Origin of the sequence: Desulfosediminicola flagellatus (assembly GCF_005116655.2) — a bacterium.
In the GTDB taxonomy this organism is placed as follows: Bacteria; Desulfobacterota; Desulfobulbia; order Desulfobulbales; family Desulfocapsaceae; genus Desulfopila; species Desulfopila flagellata.
The window spans coordinates 65,699-88,206 of the sequence record NZ_CP050698.1; the positions used below are offsets into that span (position 1 = coordinate 65,699).

At 43.1% G+C, this 22,508-nt stretch carries 22 protein-coding genes; 12 read left to right on the top strand and 10 right to left on the bottom strand.

Features of this window, described 5'->3' with window-relative positions:
* Window positions 1-103: 103 nt before the first annotated feature.
* The gene (metK, locus tag FCL46_RS00285) at window positions 104-1,267 is read right to left on the bottom strand and encodes a methionine adenosyltransferase (protein ID WP_136808030.1); all 1,164 of its coding nucleotides are present in this window, start codon (window positions 1,265-1,267) and stop codon (window positions 104-106) included.
* A gap of 536 nt (window positions 1,268-1,803) precedes the next feature.
* Here metK and FCL46_RS00290 point away from each other — a divergent pair.
* Window positions 1,804-2,775 carry a KpsF/GutQ family sugar-phosphate isomerase gene (locus FCL46_RS00290; protein ID WP_136808029.1) on the top strand — a complete coding sequence of 324 codons (972 nt, stop codon included), beginning with the start codon at window positions 1,804-1,806 and terminating at the stop codon, window positions 2,773-2,775.
* A 78-nt stretch (window positions 2,776-2,853) separates the two neighbouring features.
* On the opposite strand, the gene FCL46_RS00295 is transcribed toward FCL46_RS00290, so the two are convergent.
* Window positions 2,854-5,364: a ubiquitin-conjugating enzyme family protein gene (locus FCL46_RS00295; protein ID WP_136808028.1), complete on the bottom strand. Its 2,511-nt coding sequence runs from the start codon at window positions 5,362-5,364 to the stop codon at window positions 2,854-2,856.
* Between the two features lie 254 nt (window positions 5,365-5,618).
* Between FCL46_RS00295 and FCL46_RS00300 the strand changes: the two genes are divergently transcribed.
* On the top strand, window positions 5,619-6,680 hold the full coding sequence (locus FCL46_RS00300; RefSeq protein ID WP_136808027.1) for a cyclic nucleotide-binding domain-containing protein: 1,062 nt from the start codon (window positions 5,619-5,621) through the stop codon (window positions 6,678-6,680).
* A 119-nt stretch (window positions 6,681-6,799) separates the two neighbouring features.
* Here the strand turns inward: FCL46_RS00300 and FCL46_RS00305 are convergent, their stop codons facing one another.
* The 4 genes from FCL46_RS00305 to larB all read right to left on the bottom strand — a co-directional run bounded on the left by FCL46_RS00305 (window position 6,800) and on the right by larB (window position 11,734).
* Window positions 6,800-7,423 (bottom strand): HAD family hydrolase, encoded by a 624-nt coding sequence (locus FCL46_RS00305; protein WP_136808026.1) that lies wholly within the window; start codon window positions 7,421-7,423, stop codon window positions 6,800-6,802.
* Between the two features lie 23 nt (window positions 7,424-7,446).
* Window positions 7,447-8,175: a YkgJ family cysteine cluster protein gene (locus tag FCL46_RS00310; RefSeq protein ID WP_136808025.1), complete on the bottom strand. Its 729-nt coding sequence runs from the start codon at window positions 8,173-8,175 to the stop codon at window positions 7,447-7,449.
* Between the two features lie 32 nt (window positions 8,176-8,207).
* On the bottom strand, window positions 8,208-10,769 hold the full coding sequence (gene secD / locus FCL46_RS00315; RefSeq protein ID WP_136808024.1) for a protein translocase subunit SecD: 2,562 nt from the start codon (window positions 10,767-10,769) through the stop codon (window positions 8,208-8,210).
* Between the two features lie 209 nt (window positions 10,770-10,978).
* A complete protein-coding gene (gene larB, locus FCL46_RS00320) occupies window positions 10,979-11,734 on the bottom strand; it encodes a nickel pincer cofactor biosynthesis protein LarB (RefSeq protein WP_136808023.1) in 756 nt (251 codons plus the stop codon).
* Between the two features lie 213 nt (window positions 11,735-11,947).
* Between larB and FCL46_RS00325 the strand changes: the two genes are divergently transcribed.
* From FCL46_RS00325 to FCL46_RS00335, 3 genes are read left to right on the top strand one after another with little or no spacing between them, the layout of a single operon-like run.
* The gene (locus tag FCL46_RS00325; protein WP_136808022.1) at window positions 11,948-12,961 is read left to right on the top strand and encodes a hypothetical protein; all 1,014 of its coding nucleotides are present in this window, start codon (window positions 11,948-11,950) and stop codon (window positions 12,959-12,961) included.
* 2 nt (window positions 12,962-12,963) lie between these two features.
* Window positions 12,964-13,551: a P-loop nucleotide/nucleoside kinase family protein gene (locus tag FCL46_RS00330; protein WP_136808021.1), complete on the top strand. Its 588-nt coding sequence runs from the start codon at window positions 12,964-12,966 to the stop codon at window positions 13,549-13,551.
* Window positions 13,552-13,601: 50 nt separating this feature from the next.
* On the top strand, window positions 13,602-14,051 hold the full coding sequence (locus FCL46_RS00335; protein ID WP_136808020.1) for an NIL domain-containing protein: 450 nt from the start codon (window positions 13,602-13,604) through the stop codon (window positions 14,049-14,051).
* A 65-nt stretch (window positions 14,052-14,116) separates the two neighbouring features.
* Here the strand turns inward: FCL46_RS00335 and FCL46_RS00340 are convergent, their stop codons facing one another.
* From FCL46_RS00340 to trxA, 3 genes are all read right to left on the bottom strand, one after another.
* Entirely contained in the window at window positions 14,117-14,890 is a 774-nt protein-coding gene (locus FCL46_RS00340) for an outer membrane protein assembly factor BamD (RefSeq protein WP_136808019.1), read from the bottom strand.
* A gap of 19 nt (window positions 14,891-14,909) precedes the next feature.
* On the bottom strand, window positions 14,910-15,842 hold the full coding sequence (trxB, locus tag FCL46_RS00345) for a thioredoxin-disulfide reductase (RefSeq protein ID WP_136808018.1): 933 nt from the start codon (window positions 15,840-15,842) through the stop codon (window positions 14,910-14,912).
* A 92-nt stretch (window positions 15,843-15,934) separates the two neighbouring features.
* Entirely contained in the window at window positions 15,935-16,261 is a 327-nt protein-coding gene (gene trxA / locus FCL46_RS00350) for a thioredoxin (RefSeq protein WP_136808017.1), read from the bottom strand.
* 370 nt (window positions 16,262-16,631) lie between these two features.
* Here trxA and hemL point away from each other — a divergent pair, with 370 nt between their 5' ends.
* The 7 genes from hemL (at window position 16,632) to rimO (ending at window position 21,963) form a co-directional block, all read left to right on the top strand.
* Window positions 16,632-17,918 (top strand): glutamate-1-semialdehyde 2,1-aminomutase, encoded by a 1,287-nt coding sequence (gene hemL / locus FCL46_RS00355; protein WP_136808016.1) that lies wholly within the window; start codon window positions 16,632-16,634, stop codon window positions 17,916-17,918.
* A gap of 94 nt (window positions 17,919-18,012) precedes the next feature.
* Window positions 18,013-18,282, top strand: a complete 270-nt coding sequence (locus FCL46_RS00360; protein ID WP_136808015.1) for an AtpZ/AtpI family protein — start codon at window positions 18,013-18,015, stop codon at window positions 18,280-18,282.
* Window positions 18,233-18,694 carry an ATP synthase subunit I gene (locus FCL46_RS00365; RefSeq protein ID WP_167505900.1) on the top strand — a complete coding sequence of 154 codons (462 nt, stop codon included), beginning with the start codon at window positions 18,233-18,235 and terminating at the stop codon, window positions 18,692-18,694. The genes FCL46_RS00360 and FCL46_RS00365 overlap by 50 nt, the downstream gene beginning before the upstream one ends.
* A gap of 8 nt (window positions 18,695-18,702) precedes the next feature.
* Entirely contained in the window at window positions 18,703-19,425 is a 723-nt protein-coding gene (atpB, locus tag FCL46_RS00370; protein WP_136808013.1) for a F0F1 ATP synthase subunit A, read from the top strand.
* A 98-nt stretch (window positions 19,426-19,523) separates the two neighbouring features.
* Window positions 19,524-19,787, top strand: coding sequence for an ATP synthase F0 subunit C (atpE, locus tag FCL46_RS00375; protein WP_136808012.1), 264 nt, complete (start codon window positions 19,524-19,526; stop codon window positions 19,785-19,787).
* A gap of 117 nt (window positions 19,788-19,904) precedes the next feature.
* Window positions 19,905-20,624 carry a nucleoside phosphorylase gene (locus FCL46_RS00380; RefSeq protein WP_167505899.1) on the top strand — a complete coding sequence of 240 codons (720 nt, stop codon included), beginning with the start codon at window positions 19,905-19,907 and terminating at the stop codon, window positions 20,622-20,624.
* A gap of 10 nt (window positions 20,625-20,634) precedes the next feature.
* Entirely contained in the window at window positions 20,635-21,963 is a 1,329-nt protein-coding gene (gene rimO / locus FCL46_RS00385) for a 30S ribosomal protein S12 methylthiotransferase RimO (RefSeq protein WP_136808010.1), read from the top strand.
* 99 nt (window positions 21,964-22,062) lie between these two features.
* Here rimO and FCL46_RS00390 read toward each other — a convergent pair whose 3' ends face one another.
* Complete coding sequence (locus FCL46_RS00390; RefSeq protein WP_136808009.1) at window positions 22,063-22,344, bottom strand: HU family DNA-binding protein; 282 nt, start codon at window positions 22,342-22,344, stop codon at window positions 22,063-22,065.
* Window positions 22,345-22,508: the final 164 nt, after the last annotated feature.

The following is a 22,508-nucleotide window of genomic DNA, read 5'->3' on the forward strand; positions in this document are numbered from 1 at the left end:
AATGCTAGAAAAAATATCCTCAGGAAAACAATTATATACCTGAGTTAAATAGTTCTGCATGCTTCAAAATCGACCAAATTGAGACTTTTCGAATGGAAACTAACTATAATTTTGCTGCAGCTCGGAGTGTGTCAGCCTTATCTGTTCTTTCCCATGTGAAATCAGCATCCTCACGTCCAAAGTGGCCATATGCTGCAGTTTTGCGGTAGATTGGGCGAAGAAGATCAAGATGTTTGACGATAGCTTTCGGTCTAAGATCAAAGTTGGCAACGATAAGTTCTTTAATAAGATCGTCAGAAATTTTACCTGTACCGAAGCTGTTAACATTGACGGATACAGGTTGTGAAATGCCGATGGCGTATGCGACTTGAACTTCAACCTCACTTGCAAGTCCTGCAGCAATTATGTTTTTGGCAACATAACGGCCCATGTAAGAGGACGATCGATCTACCTTGGATGGATCTTTTCCAGAGAAAGCACCGCCGCCATGGGAGCCTTTTCCTCCATAGGTATCGACAATTATCTTCCTGCCGGTTACACCGCAATCTCCAACAGGTCCGCCAATAACAAAACGGCCTGTTGGATTGATGAAAAACTTTGTATGTTCATCAATCATTTCTTTTGGAATAACTGGCCTGATGATTTCAGCAAGCACAGCTTCTTTCAACTTGTCATAGGAAATAGTCTCGTCATGTTGAGTAGAGAGTACGATTGCATCGACACGCTTTGGTGCATTATTTTCATATTCGATAGTAACCTGGCTTTTTGCATCAGGTCTAAGCCAGGGAAGGACACTTGCCTTACGAATATTTGATTGTTGTTTCGTGAGGCGGTGAGCTAAGTAGATTGGCATCGGCATCAATACTTCTGTTTCATTGCAGGCATAGCCGAACATGAGACCTTGATCACCAGCTCCCTGATCGAGGTCAAGGCCGGAGCCTTCGTCAACACCCTGAGCGATATCAGAAGACTGTTTGTCAATTGAGGTCATTACAGCACAGGACTGCCAGTCAAAACCCATGTCACTGGAGTTGTAGCCGATTTCTCGAATGGTCTCACGAACGACTTCTGGCATATCAACCCAGGCTGATGTCGTAATTTCACCGGCTATAAGTGCCATACCTGTGGTAACAAGTGTCTCGCATGCAACACGGGCATGCGCATCTTGAGTAAGTATAGCATCAAGAATGGCGTCAGAAATCTGATCTGCGACTTTATCCGGGTGCCCTTCGGAAACTGATTCGGATGTGAATAAATAGTTAGACATGGATTTTCTCCAGTGTAGTGATAATTACGGCACAATGGTAAGACACGCAAGACGCAGAGTATTACCTGGCATTAATGAGTTTACTATGCAAATGGTTTTGTCCGGGAAAAATATAGACTAGTAATCAGGGTCTTGGGTTTATACAAGTAAAACAGTATAAAAATAATTACTATATAACAGATTTTCTATAAAAGTGTAGCAATAAAATGTAAGTCCCTTGTGTGTTAGGATGTTGCTTTTAAAAGGTATTAACCCAAACATCAGTTTGCCCTATAGGTTGTGGCGCCAAAACGCTTTAGTACGCCTAAAAAATGTTTATGACACTGAGCTATAATTGAGGATTTCTTACGAGTGGATGGTAATAATCATTCCATTATCAGGAAATAGGTTGAAAGCCTTGTCGGAATGATGAAGTATGGCTCTGCAGGAACAACTGCAGAGATAAAAAGTGTAATTTCGACTTCGGACAGCAGTTTAAGAGAATCGTCTGGCTGGTGTTGCGTTGTTTCATTGAATATTGAAGGAATTAATTTGTGATGTCTATACGTGAAGCACAGGAAGTGCTGAGAATCGAAGAACAGGGGCTTGCCGCTGTACGAGAACGAATTGGTGAGGAGTTTGAACGCGCTGTACAAACAGTGCTCGATTGTCCTACCCGTTTGGTTATAACCGGAATTGGCAAGTCCGGATTGATAGGTCAAAAAATTTCAGCCACATTAAATAGCACAGGAACCCCGTCATTTTTCCTGCACCCGGTAGAGGCTCTTCACGGTGATTTAGGTATGGTAATGCCAACTGACGTTGTTATCGCTATATCCTACTCGGGAGAAACCCCTGAACTCAATGGGCTGCTTAATTCACTGAAACAGCGTGGTAATCCTATAATAGCCATGACTGGTGGTAGTCGTTCAACACTTGCGAACTCAGCGGATGTTGTTCTTAATATCAGGGTTCCCAAAGAGGCGTGTCCTTTAGGCCTTGCCCCTACATCCAGTACAACTGCGACGTTGGCAATGGGTGATGCCTTATCAGTGGTTCTGCTGAATAGAAAGAATTTTCAGGCTGAAGATTTTCGTCATAATCACCCTGGTGGGAGTCTTGGGCAGCGGTTAAAGGTGAGAGTTGAAGAGGTTATGCTTACTGGAGATGCAATGCCGGTAATCAGGCTGGGAGAATCCGCCCTGACTGCATTGAAGACTCTTAATGAAAAAAATCTCGGCGCCGTTCTTGTTATTGATGCTCATGATGTTGTGAAAGGTATTGTAACTGATGGGGATGTTAGACGACTAATGGCGGAGGAAGCTTCACTAGCTGACGTGATGGTTAAATCGATCATGACTGAGGACCCTCTGTCTATAAGTAGGGATGCAATGGCTGCAGATGCGTTAAGTATCATGCAGCGTCATGAGATCACTGTCTTGCCCATCGTTTCGCAGGAGCATACGCTAGTTGGAATCCTTCACCTTCATGAACTGCTGGGGAAAGGGGAATTCAGGTTTCTCGTATAATTGATAATTGAGGTGAGAAGCATGGATGATCTCACCTCAATTCAATATACTGCCTGATCTTTAATTTAAAAAAAATATCTAGTTGTTGCTGTAAAAATTCCAACTATCATTACGAGGATCGTAGACGTAGAACATTATCAGTTTGAGTGGTCTACCCCGTCCTGATTCAGTGCACTGAAGTTTGAAAAGGTATCGGTGCTCCAATTTCTTTTCAAATGTGGCTATAGGATTTCTGAGAGTTTGTCGGGAAGCAGCAGGGTAGTGAGCAAGGAAGAGGTCGATAAAATTATCCAGCAGGTATTGTTTTTTGCTATTGATAAAAATATCGTCTTGTAATTTCTTTTTTGCACGTTCTGTTTCATCAAGGATTTCTTGAAATTCATATTTGTGGGTGAAATCACTCGATTGAATGGTTGAGATTACCTTATCCAGATAGGTAATTGCAGTGGCATTGTCACCTTTTTCTCTATTTCGATCTGAAATCTGGCGATCACGTATGATAGCTGACTGTAGAATAATGCTGTTGAGCTTAAACGTGCTTTCTTCCATTTCCTGCAGATTGATAATTTCCCTATTATTCTGAAGTATTTCGATCGCTTGTTTGTATTTATCAATAGCACTGTTCCACTTTCCTGAAGCAAATGAACTATTACCATCATTAATCTTTGAGTAGAGTTCAGCTTTGGCGATGTTCTCTTTAATATCAGCAAGTTCCTGGTTTTCAGTAACCGAAAGAGCCTGGCCTGCTTCTGCTGCTTTTTGGAACAATGCTACTGCTCCTGTCCAATCCGAATTAGAAAAAAGTCGATCTGCCTGATCTCTAAGATTTGTGAAACGGCTTTTAGCTAGCAGCGTATTTATCTGATTACTGAAAGCAGTCTGTTCAACAACAGGCAGAACACTGATCTGATCCTGCAGTTCGGTGAGAATTGCGGAAGCTGAAGCCCAGTCCTGAGCCGCAATATGATTTTCAGCTACACTTAACATCGAGCGGAAAGCAGCATATTTGAGCTTTTGTTCAATATCTAAAACTTCATTAGGAGGAATATCCTCAAGGCGACGAGAGAGTTCCAGAGACTTCTGAAAACTTGCTGCCGCGGCGTCCCACGAAGATTCTTTAAGATGAGCTTCACCCTGTACCTTTAACTCCTGCAACGACTGGTGGGCAGCAAGGGTGGTTTTTGACACATATTTTTCATTGTATAATACATTCCCAAGCAGACCTTGCCGCATATCCTCTGAATTCATAATCCCGCGAATATTATTCTGAAGATCAGAAACTTCCTCTTGGTGGATTAGAAAAATTGATCGTGTAGAATCAAGAGACAAGTTGCATGCTTTTTCTGCTACCTTGAAGTTTTTTGCTGCAAAATTCGAGGTACACTCAGAGTAAAGTTGGCGAGCTTCTGATAACTGGTTGCTGAGCGAAAAATAGAAATAGGTGAATGTGGCAACAATGCAGAGAATACCGCCTGCAAGCACATATGGAATGATATTGACATGACGCTTACTGGTCTCTTCGAAAAAGGGGCCGCGTGTTTTAGCAACAGATTTTTTTGGTGGTGGTTGTATGAACTCATTTTCTTGAGCAGGGGAGCCTGTGTCAGACTTTTTAGAACTGCCATTTTCGCCTATTCCATTAATACCATGTAACATCTGAACAGATTGCTCGGCCCGAAGTATATCTTTTTTGATATTTGGGAAATCTGCAACCGTGTTTTCAACAGCTCTATACAGTTGCAGCGCTTTTTCAGAGTTAGCTTGATTTTCAGATTCTGTAGCTTCCTGGTATATGAGTTCCGCCTTTTTTAGAGCTTTCGAAGCGATTTCTAAAAGCCCGGCTTTTTCAGGAAAATCTAATTCTCCATAGACGGTTTTTAATTCACTTTCCAGCGTATGAAAGCGCTTTCTGTCGGCGAGGCTGTGGAGTTCGTCGAGATTCACCTGTATTATTGGCTCTGAGCGGGAAATTTCAGCCAAGTCAGAAACAGGTGTGGCTTCTGATAAGTCTTCTGGGAATTCGAAGTCATCTATGAAGTCTTCATCTTCAAGAATATCAACTTCCTCTGTTTCCTCTGTCTTATCAGAAGATTCAAGAGTGAGTGTAAGGGGAGTTTCTTCTGTTTTTTTAGTGACGGGGATTTCAGTGTCAGCAAAGGGAAGCTGGTCGCTATGATCATTGAACCATCTTGCAGCTTGCTCATTAAATGCGTTATTTTTTGAATAAATATCACCCCGGAGCATGCTTGCAATATGCCGGATCAATTGAGGAATGTTTCGCTCATGATTCCAGAATCCGCTTAAACATATAGCCGCTGTATCAAAATCAGGATGAAAAATTGGACTTTTCGGCTTGCAACTTGGGGGAAAGTGTGGAAAACCAAAAGGAATTGATATTATTACAGTATGAGGCAAGGTAATTGTAATATTACCCTGCTCATCCTGCGTGGTGCAGGGAATATTATAAACGACTTCATACTGATTAGGGGGATCGCCTGAAATAGCTGACACCAGGATCTCGGCGCTGTTATGAAACTCAGCTTGAATTTCGGCGTATATCCCTCCCAGTTCCTGATTTTCGAGGCTCATGATTTAGATATGGATAGAATAGAGATTATTAAGAATTTGAATTACTATATCAATTAAGTGGAATGAACTCCAAGATTAAATTAGATCTGACACTTTTTCATTTCATTCTATTGATTTAAGCGATATATATGCTCATCTACTTAGGCTGTAAAATTCTACTGGATCACCTGGTTTTATTAGTGGTTGTGCAGCCGGCCCGTGTATCTTTTCCTTGACAGCACCACCAATCTGCTGATGAACTACTTTAGATAGCTATGAAAACCTTTAAGACAACTTTTAAGATTGTTGAAAATATCAATTGCCCCCTCTATGAGGAAGGTGAACGTATGTTGTTGACTGACAAGACGTTTTCCTGTCCGGAAGGGAAAGAGGTGTGTCTTATTCTGGTAAGGGATATGACTCAACTCCTGTTTACACTGCTTAAAGAGCAGGGGAGCGATGGAAAGGTATCGAACAGGGTCTCAAGTTGCAGCGGTTGTACCGGACTTATAAAGTTTAAAGAAGTTGTGGCAAGTGAATTTGAGAGAGAAGAAAGTCCAGAAATGGTGGTTGCACGCATACAGTCAGCTATGCAGGCAATACACGGCAGAAATATCAATAGTACATTTCTGCAATCGATTCCGCCTGAACGCATTAATCCCGTTTTACAAAAATTTCAAGAAGTAGCAGTCCCTGAAAAAACAATTATTGTTCACCAGGGTGAACCAAATCCCAATTTATATCTCATCTTGAGCGGGAAATTTAATGTTGAAAATAGCGGCCAGAAAATTGCTGAGCTGGGTGAAGGTGAGCTATTTGGTGAGATGAGTTATCTTAGTGCCGGACAGGCGGTAGCGAGCGTAAGAGCTATGGAGGATTCTCTGGTTTTGGCAGTTACTGCTGATGACTTTAGTAGGCTATTAAGTAGCGCAAATGGGGTGCAGGTCTTTATGGCCAGATTACTGGCAGAGAGGTTGCAACAGATCAATAATGCCCGTGCGCGGGATTTTGAGTCATGTATGAGCGGGAGGCTTGATGAGGTAGTACCGGCTGAATTATTTCAGGTGTTCCATATGCACCAGAAAACTGGAGTTTTAGCGATGGATCTTGCTCATGGGGAGGCAAAAGTGTCTTTCAGGGAAGGGTGTATCATTAATGCCAGTTATCAGGATAAGAGGAACGAACATGCTATCTTTGCAATGTTGGCAGAGAAAAATGGCTTCTATCGATTTTCAACTGGTCTCAATGCGCAAGATATGAAAGCGGCAGAGATCGGTGATTTTATGGCTCTGTTAATGGAAGGTGTAAAACGCGTGGATGAAGAAAATCCAGAATAATCAGGTTTCTATTTTCCAGGCCTTACATGTATTGAGGTGTGAGGCGTAATGCAGCCAACCCCAAACCGGATTCACTGATATATACAGGTTTGTATGTAATCCGGGTTAGATTTATATGACTATTCTTTAAATGGATCTAAGCTTAAAATATCGAGAAAGTTTTCGACATAATAGGCTGCCTTAAGAGTTGGATTTCTATAGGCGATAAGTCGCATTCCGCAATTCTCAGCAGTTTCTTCATCTACACTCGAGTCACCTATGTAGATTGCCTCGTTCACCTTACAGTCAAAATGCTCAAGAATTTCCAGTAGCGGGTCAGCTGCAGGTTTGGGTTTTCTTGAATTGTCAGCTGTCATTACCTTCCCAAAATATTTCCCCAGATCAAATTCCTGAAGCAGAGGAATCATGGTATCGGTTCTGTTCGTAGCAATAGCAAGATTATATGTGCTACTTGTTTTGTCTAAGAACTCTAAAAGGTCTGGAGCCATATCCATGTACTTCAGGAATGGACGGTAGCTATTGTCTTTACGGAATTTGTGGACTAGCTCCTCACTGGTTTGAGGATGATTTCGGAATAAATGTGAGACGGAGTCATACACATTGTGCATGTGAACAAAGTCCAGTTCAGACTCATCCATCTCTGGATAGCCGAAGTGTGCCAGTAAAAAGTTATAATACCGACGATTGGCGTTACGAGACTCAAACATAACGCCATCACAGTCGAAAATAATAGTTTTAAGCATAGAACTCATGAATTGACGCGCCTTTAGTCTTCCGGGAAAAATATGATTTTGAGCCAATCAATTGCATAGAGCAGCAATTTCTCATCATCGAGAACGATCTCTTCCGGGTAGGAGGTAACGTTAAGTTCGCCACTGACAAGCTTTTCTCTGAAAACATCAAGGTTGTGGAGTGCCAGTGTATAGAGAGCCAGCTGCTCTTTATTGGGCATGAATTTACCCTGCCTGATCTGATCGTGCTGAATTAGTCCAGCCAATGCGTCGTTATAGGCATTGTATTCAGTTAGTCCCTGATCCTTCGAGTAGATTTGCGGGGTTTGTTCCTGTGGCTCATCAAAACCTTTGCAGTGGTTTTCTTTTAACAGAACAAAGTGCTGCTTTAATTCACCGGAGCGGGTTCTGACGGCAGCTCGGCCAAGAGGATACGCTCTGCAGGCCCCTGGTCGATGGGTATAGATCTTACAGCCGTCTTTACCTACAAATACGCAGCTTGCTCGACCATCGTCAACCATGGTGAGATAGAACTTTGGGAACATATCCTGTTCCCCACGTTCTTCGATGATGTACTGGTCATGCAGTTGCTGTGAAGAAAGTCCGGTACCCCTGCGTAATCGTAAGATGTCGTAGGGAGTAAGGGCAAGTTCAAGCATTCTGCAGCACTCTGTAAAGCATGCCACCTCCGGGTGGCATGCAAAACAGTATGATTCATCAGGCTTAAGACGATAGACGGATTCTGGAAAATGTGGTCGAGCCATAGGTGTTCAACACTAATAGAAAATAAATGTATTTAATCTCTTTTCCACAAGGTCAGCAGCGGGCTGGCGATGAAGATGGAAGAGTAGGTACCGATCAGTACGCCAGTAAGCAGTGCAAGTGAGAAGTCATGAATAACAGAACCACCCATCACAAACAGTGCGAGCAACACAAGAGCAGAAGTCAATGAGGTAACAACTGTCCTGCTCAGCACCTGATTGACACTATTGTTGATGATATCCATCAATGATGTACCCTCAGACTTGTGAAGATTCTCACGAATTCGATCAAATACAACTACTGAATCGTTCAGGGAGTAACCGGCAATGGTTAGTAGTGCAGTAACAATAAGCAGTGTTATTTCGACGTCCAGTAACCAGCAGATGCCGAGTACGACCATAACATCATGAAATGTTGCAGCTGCAGCTGCGAGACCGAAGCGGATATCAAATCGTAATGCAAGGTAAACAATTACGCCAAGCAGTGAAATGAAGATTGCGAGAATTGCTTTATTTCGCAGCACCGAACTGACTGAAGAGCCGATTTCTGATTGGCTTTCAAGAACAAAACCTTTATCTGCCAGGTTAGCAGAAAGAATCTGACCTACGGTGTCGTCAAGATTGGCTACGACTTTTTCATCCTTTTTAACTTTGACTATAAGGCGATTTTCGGCTTCAACTTCCTGCAGGTGGAATCCTTCAAGACCACTACCGTCAAAGGCGCTACGCACCTCAGTCATGGTGAAATTCTGCGATGACTTATATTGGAGCAGGGAACCGCCTGAGAAGTCTACGCCAAGATTTGCAGTTCCCCGGCCAATCTGAATGAATGCAAACAAACCAATAAGGACCATAACACCGGAAATTATGAAGGTGATATTTCGTAATTTCATGTAATCGATATTCGGCTTTTTAGTAAACTGCATAAATCGCAGTTTCTTAATTGGCGATACTGCATTGATGGTATCAAACATCATGCGGGAAAAGAAGAGGGCGGTGAACAGGTTGAAAATGATACCGAGTGAGAGGGTAACCGCAAAACCTTTAATTGGACCAGTACCAAACATAAAGAGCGCCATAGCGGTGATCAGCGTGGTTACCTGGGAGTCGACGATGGTCCAGAACGCTTTACCATAACCTGCATCAATACTGGAACGCACTGATTTGCCGAGAGAGTATTCTTCACGCATACGCTCGAAAATGAGAACGTTAGCATCAACAGCCATACCTATTGAGAGGATAATACCGGCAATACCGGGTAAAGTCAGGGTGCCGTTGATAATGGCAAGTCCGGTGAATAAGAACAGAATGTTAAGTGTTAGAGCGGTATTGGCTATCAATCCCGGAAGCCGGTAGTAAATGAACATGAAGGCGAGGACAAGAATTGCTCCGAAGACACCTGAGTTCAAACCCTTATTGATTGAATCCTGACCAAGACTTGCGCCAACTGTCATGTTTTGAATGATATCAATAGGAGCAGGTAATGCACCGACTCGAAGAACAATGGCAAGGTTCTTCGCTTCCTCATGGGTAAAACTTCCTGATATCTGAGCAGAACCACCGAGGATGCGCTCACGAATTGATGGGGCCGACTTGACAGTGGAGTCAAGGACAATGGCCATTCTTCTGCCAACATTTTTTTCAGTAATATGGGCAAAAATGGTGCTTCCTCGACCTGTGAGATCAAGGCTTACCATCGGCTCGTTAAATGTACCGCCTACCCTTACATTTGCATCTTTGACCATATCACCGGTCATGAGGATCTTGTTTTCCAAAAGGATAGGTGTTTCAAATTCCTTTTTGGTTTGCGGGTCAATATTTTTTTCAAAATGGATGGAGGTATTATCAGGTAGTACCGTCTGCAGAGCACGATTCAGCTTAGAGATTTCGTCCCCCTTGCTCCATTGACCGGAATTGATTGTTTGTTGGACCAGAGCAGGCAGATCAAGGCCTGTGGAATCAGCAACAAGTTTAAATTCAAGCTGGGCGGTAGCGCCAAGAAGGTCCATGGCAGCATCCGGGTTTTTAATACCTGGTAACTGCACAACTATCTCGTCAGCTCCCTGACGGATAATAACAGGCTCCGCAACACCGAACTGGTCAATCCTGTTTCTGATGATTTCAAGTGACTGATCAACCGCGTGAGTCTTGATGAAGTCTTTCTTTTCCTCCTTTAAGCTGAGGAAAATCCGGGGAAAGCTTCCTTCTTTACTTTCAATCTTAGCGTCAATGTCTGTAAAGTCTTCACTAATGAGGGTCTTTACCTGTTCAAGTGCACTGGTATTAGGAAGTGTGAAAATAGCAGTGTGCGGATCTGACGAACGTGTTCTGACAGCACTTATTGATTGCTCAGCCAGAGTGTCCTTGATGTCATTTGCAGCAAATTCAAGTGTATTCTCCTGAGCTTTATCGAGATTGACCTTAAGAACCAGGTGCATTCCGCCCTGAAGGTCAAGGCCAAGTACCAATCCTTCCGGTGCCATATAGGTCTTCCACCATTCCGGCGTGGATTTGTAGAAAGAAGGCACAATCGTCATTATTGAAAGTATAACGACAGAGACCAGTAGCCCCAGTTTTAGTTTGAGTGAAGTGTTCATTGATAGCCCTGAAGGTTTCCAAAAAAAAAGTTTAGGTACTCATTGATAAGAAAAGCCCTTGTCGCGCACAGGTGGCGAACGTAGCGATTATAACGTGATGAATGATTCTTGCAAGGTTATGCAGACAATATTTAGCTGAAGATTGCAAAACGTTGTAAGCAAAACATTAAAGGGTAGTCGCTGAAGCCTGCTTTTCTTATAATCTTACGTTATTTAATTCGATTAATTGCATCAGCCATACAGGCTGCTCCAAAACCATTATCTATATTTACCACGGCCATTCCAGGTGCGCAGCTGTTAAGCATGCCGAGAAGTGCTGCAATCCCGCCAAAACTTGCACCGTATCCAACAGAAGTAGGAACTGCGATTACAGGACACGAGACTAATCCACCCACAACACTTGGGAGTGCTCCTTCCATTCCGGCCACAACGATTATGACTGTGGCCTCGTGTAAGAGATTCTGACGGCTAAGGAGTCGGTGTAAACCAGCTACGCCTGCATCATATAGTCGTGAAACGGTATTGCCGAAACATTCAGCAGTAAGACTTGCTTCTTCTGCAACACCGTTATCTGAAGTCCCAGCGCTGATAACCAGTATCGTCCCACGTTTGTATTGAAATGCCTTTTCAGGGGGCTGGTAGTACAGCATTTGGGCATCTTGATTGTATTTGAGTTGCGGGAGCGCTTTTAATACTGTGTCAGCTTTATCTGTACAGACCCGTGTGGCGAGAACCGGTCCGGATTGACGCAGCATCGCTTCTGCTATGGTGATGATCTGTTCGCTGGTTTTCGAAGCACCATAAATGACTTCCGGAATTCCTGTACGGAGACTTCTCTGGTGGTCAATACATGCGTCGACCACAGATTCGGAGGGCAAGTGGCGCAATTTGTCAACAGCATCATCAACAAGGCAGTTTCCCTGCTGAACCTGCGTAAGTAATTCTTTAAGGGTTTCTGTGTCCATATGTTTATAGTGTTATGAGGGCTGATAGACTTCTGGCAGCTGTTAGCAATAATGGTGATGATGAAGGTAGCACGATAAAAGAACAAGGTAAAGATTTTGTCATGATATACTTATAGTGTTCTCGTTACTTTTAACATTGTGAAGATACCACCTGTTACGCTGTAATACTGAGTAGAAAGGTGCAGTAAAGTCAGAACATATAATCGAGTGGCGATGATGTTACCTGAAAGCCTTCCAGGCTATATACTATATCTACTGAAAAGCAGCAGTAATTCAGATTGCATGGGCGGTGGAGAACTTGTTCAGACGCATATCTCTTATGTGACACTGTTGGGTGCTTTTGTCTACAAATGGAAGAAACCCGTAGATCTCGGTTTCCTTGATTTTACGCGACTGGAAAGCAGAAACTATTTCTGTGAAGAAGAAGTTCGATTAAATCGCAGGTTATGTCCCGAAATGTATCTCGGTGTTGTGACAATTAATTATGATGGAAAGAATTATTCTCTCCAGGGTGACGGAGAAATAGTTGAATATGGTGTGAAAATGGTCCGTTTACCTGAGAGCAGAATGATGCATCGGGCAATTTCCTCAGGGTGGATTTGTGAAAAACATTTAACGAACATTGTCGATCTGCTGGTACCTTTTTACGAAAATGCCAAAATCGGAGGGCTTAAAGATAGCTTCGGGCATCATGAAACAGTTGCAAAGGCGGTTTATGAAAATTTTGAGCAGACTGCACCTTTTATTGGTAGTGACGTACTGAATGTAAAAACGTTCGAAGCAATCCTGAAGTTTAGCACAAAGTTTCTGAAGAATGATCAGCTGTTTGTGCAAAGAATTGAAGAAGAACGAATCCGGGAATGTCATGGGGATCTGCATTCAGGAAATATCTGCCTGACTGATAAAATTCAGATTTTTGATTGTATAGAATTTAGTGACAGTCTTCGATTTACAGATGTTGCAGCCGATATTGCTTTTTTGGCAATGGATCTTGATTATCATGGGTTGTTTGATTTGAGCAATCAGTTTGTTACTGCTTTTGTCGAACGTTCAAAAGATTACGCTATACTTGATATTCTAAAGTTTTATAAATGTTACCGCGCTTATGTTCGTGGAAAGATAAGTTTGTTAACCGCCAATGACCCGTGTGTATCTTCTGGTGATGCAGCACAAGCCTATCTGAATGCCAGAAGATTTTTTACTTTAGCTGAGAGCTATGGAGTTTAGCGATGACTGTAGAATTGGTCAATACGCAGACAGTGGTTGTCTTTTTTGGGCTGATTGCGGCGGGTAAAAGTTATCTTGCAAGGAACTGGGCAGAAAGACACAATTATCTCTATCTGAATACCGATGTGGTACGAAAGCAACTTGCCGGTATCGATCCGATAAGCAGATGTTTGAATGAGATCGACATGGGGATATATACACAAGAGTTCAGTGCGAGAACCTATGACGAAATGTTGAGAGTCTGTAAAGATGCATTAAAAAAAAATGTATACTCTGGTGTTGTGCTTGACGGATCGTATCATAAGAGGCATGAGCGGGAAAAACTCATTACCAGTTTGTCTGAAAGAAGTGCACTCTATTTTGTTTATTGTTACTGCTCAGAAGCAGTAATCAAAGAAAGATTGCAGGAGCGGCAGGCAGATCGTGGAGCGGTTTCAGATGGAACATGGGAAATTTATCTGCAACAAAAGGAAAAATTTGATAAAGCTGATGAATTATCGAACGAAATGCTCCTTGAACTTGATACCAGTGCTTCACTTGAGTACCTTATAGGCTGCGTGAATCGATTTCTACACACATCCGGTGAGTGACCTCCGGATGATGTATCATATCCATCTATATATTTTTGAAGGAACTACGAGTGTATACCCAGATCTATATATTGCGTTTCCCTAAAGACACCAGTGATAAACCCTTTATTTACCAACTGGTTAAAGAGTATGACATTGAGTTCAATATTCTCAAGGCAGATATATTATTGCAGCGAGAAGGTGTGATGATCATAGAACTCAAAGGAAGCAGTAAAAATAATGTAAAAGCAGGACTCGATTTCCTCAAAGGTCTAGGGGTACAGACAGAACGTCTGGCTGCCAGGATTAGGCGGGATGATTCCCAGTGTTTTCAATGCGGAGCGTGTACAGGTATATGTCCAGTTGGGGCCTTGTATATTAAAAGGCCTGAAATGGAAGTTATCTTTGATGCCGAAAAATGTACCGGCTGCAGTCTATGTGTACCTATCTGCCCGGTCAGGGCGATGGAGGTATCACTTGATAAGGATTGGGTACTTCCAGAAGAAACCGTAATGAAATAAAAAAGGCCCTGAACGATTAATCATCGTTCAGGGCCTTTTTACTACGTTATGGATCTGTATTCGCCTTAATCTTCGAATAGTGTCCAATCCGGTAATGATAGCTTGGGAAACCAGTCGGCAATGCTTGATGTCGGTGGATCGTCAGCTTCAATTCGTGCAAGCAGAGATTTCGCTTTATCCGATATGCCCGAGTCAGGGTACATGGCCAGCAGGTAGTTTAATCGTTTTTCAGCTTGATCAAATTTCTCTGTTCTCACATAAAACTCAACAACACAATACTCGTGATTTGCAAGAAACTCATTGGCGGCTTTAGCTCGCGCCTGAGCTTCAGATGTGTATGGTGAGTTTGGATAGGCACGCAGTAGCTGATTGAAAAGCTTAATTGATTCAAGAGCACCTGTAGTGTCACGATCGACCCTGTCAATGCGCTTGTAATGCGTCATGGCTTTTTGAAACATCACGTACGGAATAGCTTCATTGGTTGGGTGCCGCTCTTCAAACTCTTTGTAGAGCATTAACGACTCAAGATACCGGCCCATGTGAAAGTTGCAATCTGCTGCTTTTAGCTCAGCAAGAGTTGCTTCTGGGCTGAACGGGTAACGGTCAAGAATCTCTTCAAAGTATTCAAGGGCGGTAAAATATTTACCAACGTTGTAGTCATCCATTCCTTTGGTAGCAAGCGTACGCGAAGGAACTTTCAGGTCCAGATCGTTATCTGAACGAAAATCAAGGAATGCAGGGATCTGATTACATCCACTGAGAATAAATGTGGAGAGCAGTAGCAGAACAATGGTAGAAGTTGAGCCCGAACGCCAGGAAGTATTTGTCGTGATTTTCATGCTATCGTACCGGTAATTATCATTTATGGGTGTTCAGGTAGGCTTCGGCAGAAAGTACTGAAACGGCCCCTTCTCCTGCTGCATTAACAATCTGCCGGACATTCTTACTGATAATGTCTCCGGCAGCCATGACACCTTGCACAGAAGTACGGCATTCGTTATCAACAGGAATAAAACCCCACTGATCAGCTTTGAGCAGTTCAAGCGGGATGCAACTGTTGTTTGGTGTAATACCGATGAGAATAAAAACACCTTCAACAGCGAGGGTGGAGGTATTGCCATCATTATCAATAAGTTTTAACTCTTTTACAGCGTTATCGCCTTCAATCGAGACTACTCGAGAATTCCATATAAACTCGATTTTTTCGTTAGCGTAAGCCATTTCCTGAATAATTTTAGTAGCCCTAAGCTCATCACGGCGATGAATGATACTCACTTTGCTGGCAAATCGTGTAAGGTAGTCGGCTTCCTCAACAGCGGTATCGCCACCACCAATTACAGCAACATGAACGTTACGATAGAATGGTGCATCGCATGTTCCGCAGTAGGAGACGCCTTTACCTCTGAGCTCGTCTTCTCCTGGAACGTTGAGTGTGTTTGGGCGGGCACCGGTACAGATGATCAGAGTGTCGAATTTTATGATGGTACCGTTGTCGAGCTTGAGGGACTTGTTGTTCTCGTCTTCAAGCTCAAGAGTCTCAACGTCACCATACTGGATGTTGACATCAAAACGTTTGGCATGTTCGGTCATCTTCTCTGCAAGATCAAAACCGGATAGTCCTTCGGGGAATCCCGGGTAGTTATCCACCCAGTCAGTATTTAATACCTGTCCGCCTGGAGCACCTTTTTCAAGCAGAACATGGTCGATCCGGGCTCTTGCAGCGTATAATCCCGCTGAAAGGCCGGCAGGCCCGCCCCCGAGAATAACGAGTTCATAGTGGTCTTTTAACATATCAATAGTGTATGAGTTAAAATAAGAATACGCTGTCTCCTGCCGAATGTGTTAAACGGTAAATCAGGAAACAGCGTATTGTAAATGTAGCACTAGATTGCTTTATTGATCAGATCAATAAGCTGAGCTTTTCCAACTGCACCGGTGATCTGGTCGACAACTTCGCCGCTTTTAAAAAGGATCAGGGTCGGTATCGCGCGAATTCCGAACTTACCGGGAGTAACTGGATTGTCATCTACATTCATTTTGGCAATAGTGACCTTGCCGGTATACTCTTCTGCAAGATCTTCAATAACTGGTCCGATAGCCTTACAGGGACCGCACCATGGAGCCCAGAAGTCGACCAGTGTAGGCTGGTCTGAACTGATAAGAGTATCAAACTCCGCATCATTTACTTGTTGGACTTTGTCGTTTGCCATTATTTTGCTCCTTTCTAAAATGGTGTTAGTTAGAAGGTAGTGAAGTTTATGCTATTGAATTACCTAAAACGATAATTTCCCTGCACAGTTTACCTGTTGGTCCAATAGCTGACAAGCAAAATATTTACCGGTCAGATGGACATTCTTAGTCTGGCGATTCGACTATCTATACTGTGCATGATTATTAAAAAATCAAGTGTAAGGGTGTTTGACAAGGAAAACATCTCCATGCTATATTCCGCCGTCACGGCTTTACATAGATTCAGTGTATGGCTGTTCTGTGTCGATTGGCACCTCCGATACAGCAATAATATACGATTTACCTGATCAGGATACTCCTGATGAAAATATCACAGATGAGGAAAAACATATGAATACAGCAACCTCAGAGCGTCTTTTTGACGAGGCAAAAAAATATATTCCGGGCGGTGTAAATAGTCCGGTGCGTGCTTGCCGATCGGTAGGATGTAACCCGATTTTTATAGAGAAGGCTAAGGGCGCGCATGTCTATGATGTGGATGGTAATGAATATTTAGATTTTGTCTGTTCATGGGGGCCGATGATTCTCGGTCATGCAAATCCTCTTATTCTTAAGGCAATTAATGAAACAGCAGTGCTTGGAACTAGCTTCGGTGCATCTACACCTCTGGAAATAGATCTGGCCTCAATGGTTGTTGAGGCTGTTCCTACTATAGAAAAGGTGAGGTTCGTCAATTCAGGGACCGAAGCGACTATGAGCGCTATCAGGCTTGCACGTGGTTATACCGGTAAAAATATTGTGGTGAAGTTTGACGGTTGTTACCATGGTCATGCTGATTCATTTCTGGTTAAAGCGGGATCTGGTTTAATTACTCTTGGTATCCCGGGTAGTCCCGGTGTGCCGGAAGACATCGTAAAAAATACAATTTCCATTCCTTACAATAACCAGGACACTCTCGAGAAGACTTTACGCGACGAATCTTTGGATATTGCTTGTGTCATCATTGAGCCTGTTGCAGGTAACATGGGATGTGTCCCACCAGAGAAAGGCTTTCTTGAGAAACTCAGAGCTCTCACAGCAGAACTTGGTATAGTACTGATCTTTGATGAAGTTATTACCGGATTCCGATTAGCTTATGGTGGTGCTCAGGAGTATTTCGGTGTAAACCCTGATCTTACATGTCTTGGTAAAATTATAGGCGGAGGTTTGCCTGTTGGTGCTTATGGCGGTAAGGCCGAGATCATGGATTGTGTTGCTCCGGATGGACCAGTCTATCAGGCTGGTACGCTGTCTGGTAATCCACTGGCCATGGCTGCTGGAATTGCCACATTGAAGCAGTTGCAGCAGAAAGATTTTTATAGCCAGCTCAATGATAAGGCCGAAACGTATGCCGGTCTTTTGACCGAGGTGTCTGAGCGAACCGGTGTTCATGTAACCCTCAACAGGGTCGGTTCATTGATGACAGGTTTTTTTACAGAAAGTGCGGTGACTGATTTTGATTCAGCAATGTTGGCTGATGCAGAGCGCTATGGTGTCCATTATCGCCAGATGCTCTCAAAAGGTCTAAACATTGCACCATCACAGTTTGAGGTGGCTTTTGTTTCTGCAGCTCACACTGAAAAACAGTTAAAAATGGCCGCTGAAATGACTGAATGGTCATTCAAAAAATTGGCGTAAATATGAAAAATGCGTTGACTTTGGTATGGAGTCATGATACCAAAACCTTTTATATTGTAACCGATTTATCCTCTATGGCTTCGGTGAGAAAAAGATGTCGGGTGTAAGAAGAGAACTGGTGCAGTTGATGGCCCACTACGGTCATGTGGGATTTACTTTTGTTGCTGCCATCTTCATCGGTCTGTTCGGCGGCATTTATCTTGACCAGAATGTATTTGAGGGGCGGACCGCTCCATGGTTCACCTTCATCGGACTTGCCTTTGGTATTGCAGCCGGTTTCAAGACGCTGCTGGAAGTCCTCTGGAAAAATAAAGGTGAAGAAAAAGAAGAAGAGCCTGAAGATAGAGGGCAAGGTGAGAACTAATTTTATTTCACTGCGAAAAATGCAGGTTGTCAGCTGGATTTATCTGACACTACTCACCGTCGGTTGTTTAATTGTATCCACCTGGACTATAGCGTGGTCTGCTCTGGTAGGTGGCATAATTTCAGTTTTGAGCTTTTGGTTATCCTACCGTGATTTAACGGGTTTTATGAGCTCGCTGGTCTCTTCGACTGATGTAACTCAGAGAGAGGCTAAGGCGCAGTTCGGAAAAAGTGGGTATCTGTTTAAGTTCTGGATTCGTATCGCAATTATAGGTGTTGTTGTGCTGTTATTGATGAAATTCAGCTCCATCAACGCCTTTGGGCTTATTTTAGGGTTGTCAACGATAGTGTTTACAGTTACATTCACTGCGGTGGATATTGTTAGGCACTATTACTTCAGTGGGAGGAGGTAAAAGAAGTTATGGAACATCCGATACTATTTATTTCGATCATCCTGGAAAAATTGGGGCTGCCAATTCCTCATGGTTTTGTTGGTCACGGTTTACTTGAGCAGTTGTGTGCACCTTACATGACATACACCTGGATGGTAATGGCTTTTCTCTTTATTGTTTCCAAACTTACGCTTGGAAACCTCGAGATGATCCCTGGGGCAGGGCAGAACTTTTGGGAGATCGTAATCGGTGGTCTGGACGATTTCTTTGTCGAGAACATGGGTAGAGAAATGGCGGACAAATTCTTTCCGATGATTGCAACATTCGCACTATATATTGCGGTTGCTAACATTATCGGTTTGATACCGGGTTTTATGTCTCCAACATCCAGTATCAACACTACTCTCGCGTTGACTCTCATCGTTTGGGTAACGCACCACGTCATTGGTTTTCAGGCACACGGACTTAAATATTATAAACATTTCACTGGTCCTATGCCTGTACTGATTCCGCTAATGTTACCTATCGAGCTTATCAGTAACTTTGCACGTATTCTTTCACTCTCTATTCGACTTTTCGGTAACATCATGGCGAAAGAGACTCTGCTTGGTATTCTTTTTACACTTGCAGGTATGTTCTTCGCTCCACTGCCTATCATGGTTCTTGGTGTACTGGTTTCCCTGGTACAGGCAATGGTTTTTGTCCTGCTGACAGTTATTTACTTTGCACAGGCTAGAGAGCACGCTCACTGATAGTTTATCTTGATCGACAGGCATATATTGCCTCGAAATATTGCAGTATTAACGAAGAAGGCCAAACGTAAATTTTAAAACAGAGTAAGGAGAACACAATGGAAAATCTTCAATTGGCACTCGTATGTATTGGTGCAGCACTTTCTATCGGTCTTGCTGGTCTTGGAGCGGGTATCGGTATCGGTAACATCGGTCAGGGCGCATGTATGGGTCTTGCACGTAACCCAGAAGTACAGCCTAAGCTGATGGTTTTCATGATTCTTGGAATCGCGCTTGCTGAGTCCATCGCTATTTATGGCCTCGTTATCTCTCTGATCCTGCTCTATGCTAACCCATTTGCTAAGTTCATGGGCGTTGCTTAATAGAACAGTTCGATCACATTAGAGATCGTTTTAAAAAGGGCCGCAGAGAAATCTGCGGCCCTTTTTGTGTTTATATGAAACATAATTTGGTAATGGATGTGCGAGGCTGTAAATATTATGACTGAAGACATCATTATTCACCCCATTAAGGGGCGGAAAGAAAAAGAAATACCAGCGGCTGGTATTTTTCTGGTTACCCCTGCAGAAGCCAACTATGGGCAGGAATGCCTTCTGAATGCAGGTGGCCGCCGTCAGTTTCTGTATAATTCAGGTCTTGCCATTTCTGACGATAACGCGCTATTTATTGCCGGACCTTCAGTCGGTGCTCCGCTTGCCGTACTGACGATGGAAAAATTAATTGCTCTTGGAGCAAAGCGAATTATCCTGTTCGGCTGGTGTGGAACTATTGCCGATAATTTGAAGGTTGGAGATATTGTAATTGGTAATGCAGCAATCAGCGGTGAAGGTACAAGCCGTTATTATCAAGCTTCTTCTCCTGCTATGCCGTCTGTATCATTAGTGCATGATATCGAAGAATTATTATCCAGTGAATGTCTTGACTACTCAAAGGCCAACGTATGGTCTACAGATGCACCGTACAGGGAAGATAGAATATTCATTGAAAAACTTCACCGGGATGCTGATGTTAGTTGCGTGGATATGGAATATTCAGCCTTATGTGCGGTAGCAGCTTTTCGAGGTATTGAGTTTGCTGCCCTATTTCTGGTTTCGGATGAACTGTACCGAAAGAAATGGAAGCCTGGTTTTACCAGTCGTGAATTTAGAGATAAGAGCTCACTATTAGTTAAGCTGTTGTCTGATAAAAGAGTGTTTTAGGAGAGTGTAAATGCGGTCTTTTCACCTTGTTAGTCTAGGTTGTGCAAAAAACCTTGTTGATTCAGAACTTATCATCGGGAACTTGACGCAAGAGGGATGGCAGTTTCAGGAGGATCCTGAAGCAGCTGATCTGTTGATGTTAAATACCTGTGGTTTTATACAGCCTGCTGTCGAGGAAGCTATCGAGGAAATACTTGAGCTGGCCAAAATTAAAGAAAATCATCCTGAACAAAAGTTGGTGGTAGTTGGCTGTCTGGTTCAGCGCTATAAAGATAGTCTTGCTGCCGAGCTCACAGAGGTTGATCTCTTTGTAGGTACAGAAGGGTGTCATGATATGGCAAGGAGGGTTGAGTCACTCTATTCTGCTGAGGGTACTGACAGCGTACAGATACCTGAGAGATTTATCATGGATAGTACAATGCCCAGAGTGTTAACAACTCCATTCTATAGGGCATGGTTTAAGCTCACAGAAGGGTGTGACAATCGCTGCTCATACTGCATGATTCCTTCAATACGTGGTGACCTTCGTAGCAGGCCTGTTGATGACCTGGTATTGGAAGCTCAACGCCTGGAAGCTGGAGGGTTGCGTGAACTGTCACTTATCGCTCAGGACCTGACTGCCTATGGTGACGATTTAGATGCAAATACACACCTGAGCGAACTGTTAGGCCGATTATTAGAAGAGACCGAAATTCCCTGGATACGCTTATTGTATTTATACCCGACAGGAATCGATGACAGGTTGCTTAAATTAATGGCAGCAAATTCGAGAATTGTACCCTATCTCGACATCCCTTTTCAGCATGTGAGTACAAGAGTCCTTCATGCAATGAATCGTCGATACAGCACCGAAGATCTTTATGCTCTTATTAGAAAGATACGTAGCTATATTCCAGAGGTTGCATTGAGAACGACATTTCTTGTCGGTTTTCCCGGTGAAGATGAGAGGGATGTCGACCAGATCATCACATTTCTGGAAGATATGCAGTTAGACCATGTTGGGGTATTTACTTATGCCAATGAGGAAGGAAGTGTTTCAGAGAAGTATGCTGATCAGGTTCCTGAAGAAATTAAGATTGCAAGAAGAGATCGTGTGCTTGAGGTTCAGTCGAGGATTTCAAGCGAGATACAGCAGAAGTATGTCGGTCGTGAAGAACTTGTTCTTGTGGAAGGGTTGAGCAAGGAAACGGATCTGTTGCTGGAGGGACGAACACAATACCAGGCACCAGATGTGGATGGTTGTGTGTATATCAACGAGGGAACTGCAAGCCCCGGAGATATTGTGAAAGTGAGAATCAGTGAGTCTCAGGTTTATGATCTGGTTGGTGGTATTGTTTGAGCACAATTATAAGCTTATCAGAAACGAAATCGCTTTGATTTGCTGATATCACAAACTCTGAACCCCGTTGCAATAAACAACGGGGTTTTAGACAGACAATTACTTACCTGTGTTTACTTTTTCTCGAAGATCCTTGCCTACTTTAAAAAATGGAAGTTTTTTCGGCTTTACAAGGATTTTTTTACCGGTCTTTGGGTTTCGTCCTTCGTATGCATCATACTTTTTTATGACAAAACTTCCGAATCCCCGTATCTCAATACTTTCTCCCCGCGCAAGAGCTTCAGTCATTGTTTCGATGACTGTGTTGGTAATTGCTGCAGCCTCGCGATGAGGAATATTAATGTCCTGCGCTAATGCCTCAATGAGTTCTGATTTGTTCATGCTGTACTCCTGTTCAGGAAGTCTGTTTATGGCCCCGCCTGTGGGGATTCATGAAACCCACTCTTCTCTACTCGTATTGATATGATTGAAAAAAAATAATTCCAATCATTCCAGTCTGTTTCATGCGGTGAAGTCGAATAACGTTTAAAAACAGTGTGTTAGCC

Bases quoted from the DNA above. Each gene is read 5' to 3' on its own strand.
- metK (WP_136808030.1), bottom strand. From the start codon at position 1,267: ATGTCTAACTATTTATTCACATCCGAATCAGTTTCCGAAGGGCACCCG.
- FCL46_RS00290 (WP_136808029.1), top strand. From the start codon at position 1,804: ATGTCTATACGTGAAGCACAGGAAGTGCTGAGAATCGAAGAACAGGGG.
- FCL46_RS00295 (WP_136808028.1), bottom strand. From the start codon at position 5,364: ATGAGCCTCGAAAATCAGGAACTGGGAGGGATATACGCCGAAATTCAA.
- FCL46_RS00300 (WP_136808027.1), top strand. From the start codon at position 5,619: ATGAAAACCTTTAAGACAACTTTTAAGATTGTTGAAAATATCAATTGC.
- FCL46_RS00305 (WP_136808026.1), bottom strand. From the start codon at position 7,423: ATGCTTAAAACTATTATTTTCGACTGTGATGGCGTTATGTTTGAGTCT.
- FCL46_RS00310 (WP_136808025.1), bottom strand. From the start codon at position 8,175: ATGGCTCGACCACATTTTCCAGAATCCGTCTATCGTCTTAAGCCTGAT.
- secD (WP_136808024.1), bottom strand. From the start codon at position 10,769: ATGAACACTTCACTCAAACTAAAACTGGGGCTACTGGTCTCTGTCGTT.
- larB (WP_136808023.1), bottom strand. From the start codon at position 11,734: ATGGACACAGAAACCCTTAAAGAATTACTTACGCAGGTTCAGCAGGGA.
- FCL46_RS00325 (WP_136808022.1), top strand. From the start codon at position 11,948: ATGATGTTACCTGAAAGCCTTCCAGGCTATATACTATATCTACTGAAA.
- FCL46_RS00330 (WP_136808021.1), top strand. From the start codon at position 12,964: ATGACTGTAGAATTGGTCAATACGCAGACAGTGGTTGTCTTTTTTGGG.
- FCL46_RS00340 (WP_136808019.1), bottom strand. From the start codon at position 14,890: ATGAAAATCACGACAAATACTTCCTGGCGTTCGGGCTCAACTTCTACC.
- trxB (WP_136808018.1), bottom strand. From the start codon at position 15,842: ATGTTAAAAGACCACTATGAACTCGTTATTCTCGGGGGCGGGCCTGCC.
- trxA (WP_136808017.1), bottom strand. From the start codon at position 16,261: ATGGCAAACGACAAAGTCCAACAAGTAAATGATGCGGAGTTTGATACT.
- hemL (WP_136808016.1), top strand. From the start codon at position 16,632: ATGAATACAGCAACCTCAGAGCGTCTTTTTGACGAGGCAAAAAAATAT.
- FCL46_RS00360 (WP_136808015.1), top strand. From the start codon at position 18,013: ATGTCGGGTGTAAGAAGAGAACTGGTGCAGTTGATGGCCCACTACGGT.
- atpB (WP_136808013.1), top strand. From the start codon at position 18,703: ATGGAACATCCGATACTATTTATTTCGATCATCCTGGAAAAATTGGGG.
- atpE (WP_136808012.1), top strand. From the start codon at position 19,524: ATGGAAAATCTTCAATTGGCACTCGTATGTATTGGTGCAGCACTTTCT.
- FCL46_RS00380 (WP_167505899.1), top strand. From the start codon at position 19,905: ATGACTGAAGACATCATTATTCACCCCATTAAGGGGCGGAAAGAAAAA.
- rimO (WP_136808010.1), top strand. From the start codon at position 20,635: ATGCGGTCTTTTCACCTTGTTAGTCTAGGTTGTGCAAAAAACCTTGTT.
- FCL46_RS00390 (WP_136808009.1), bottom strand. From the start codon at position 22,344: ATGAACAAATCAGAACTCATTGAGGCATTAGCGCAGGACATTAATATT.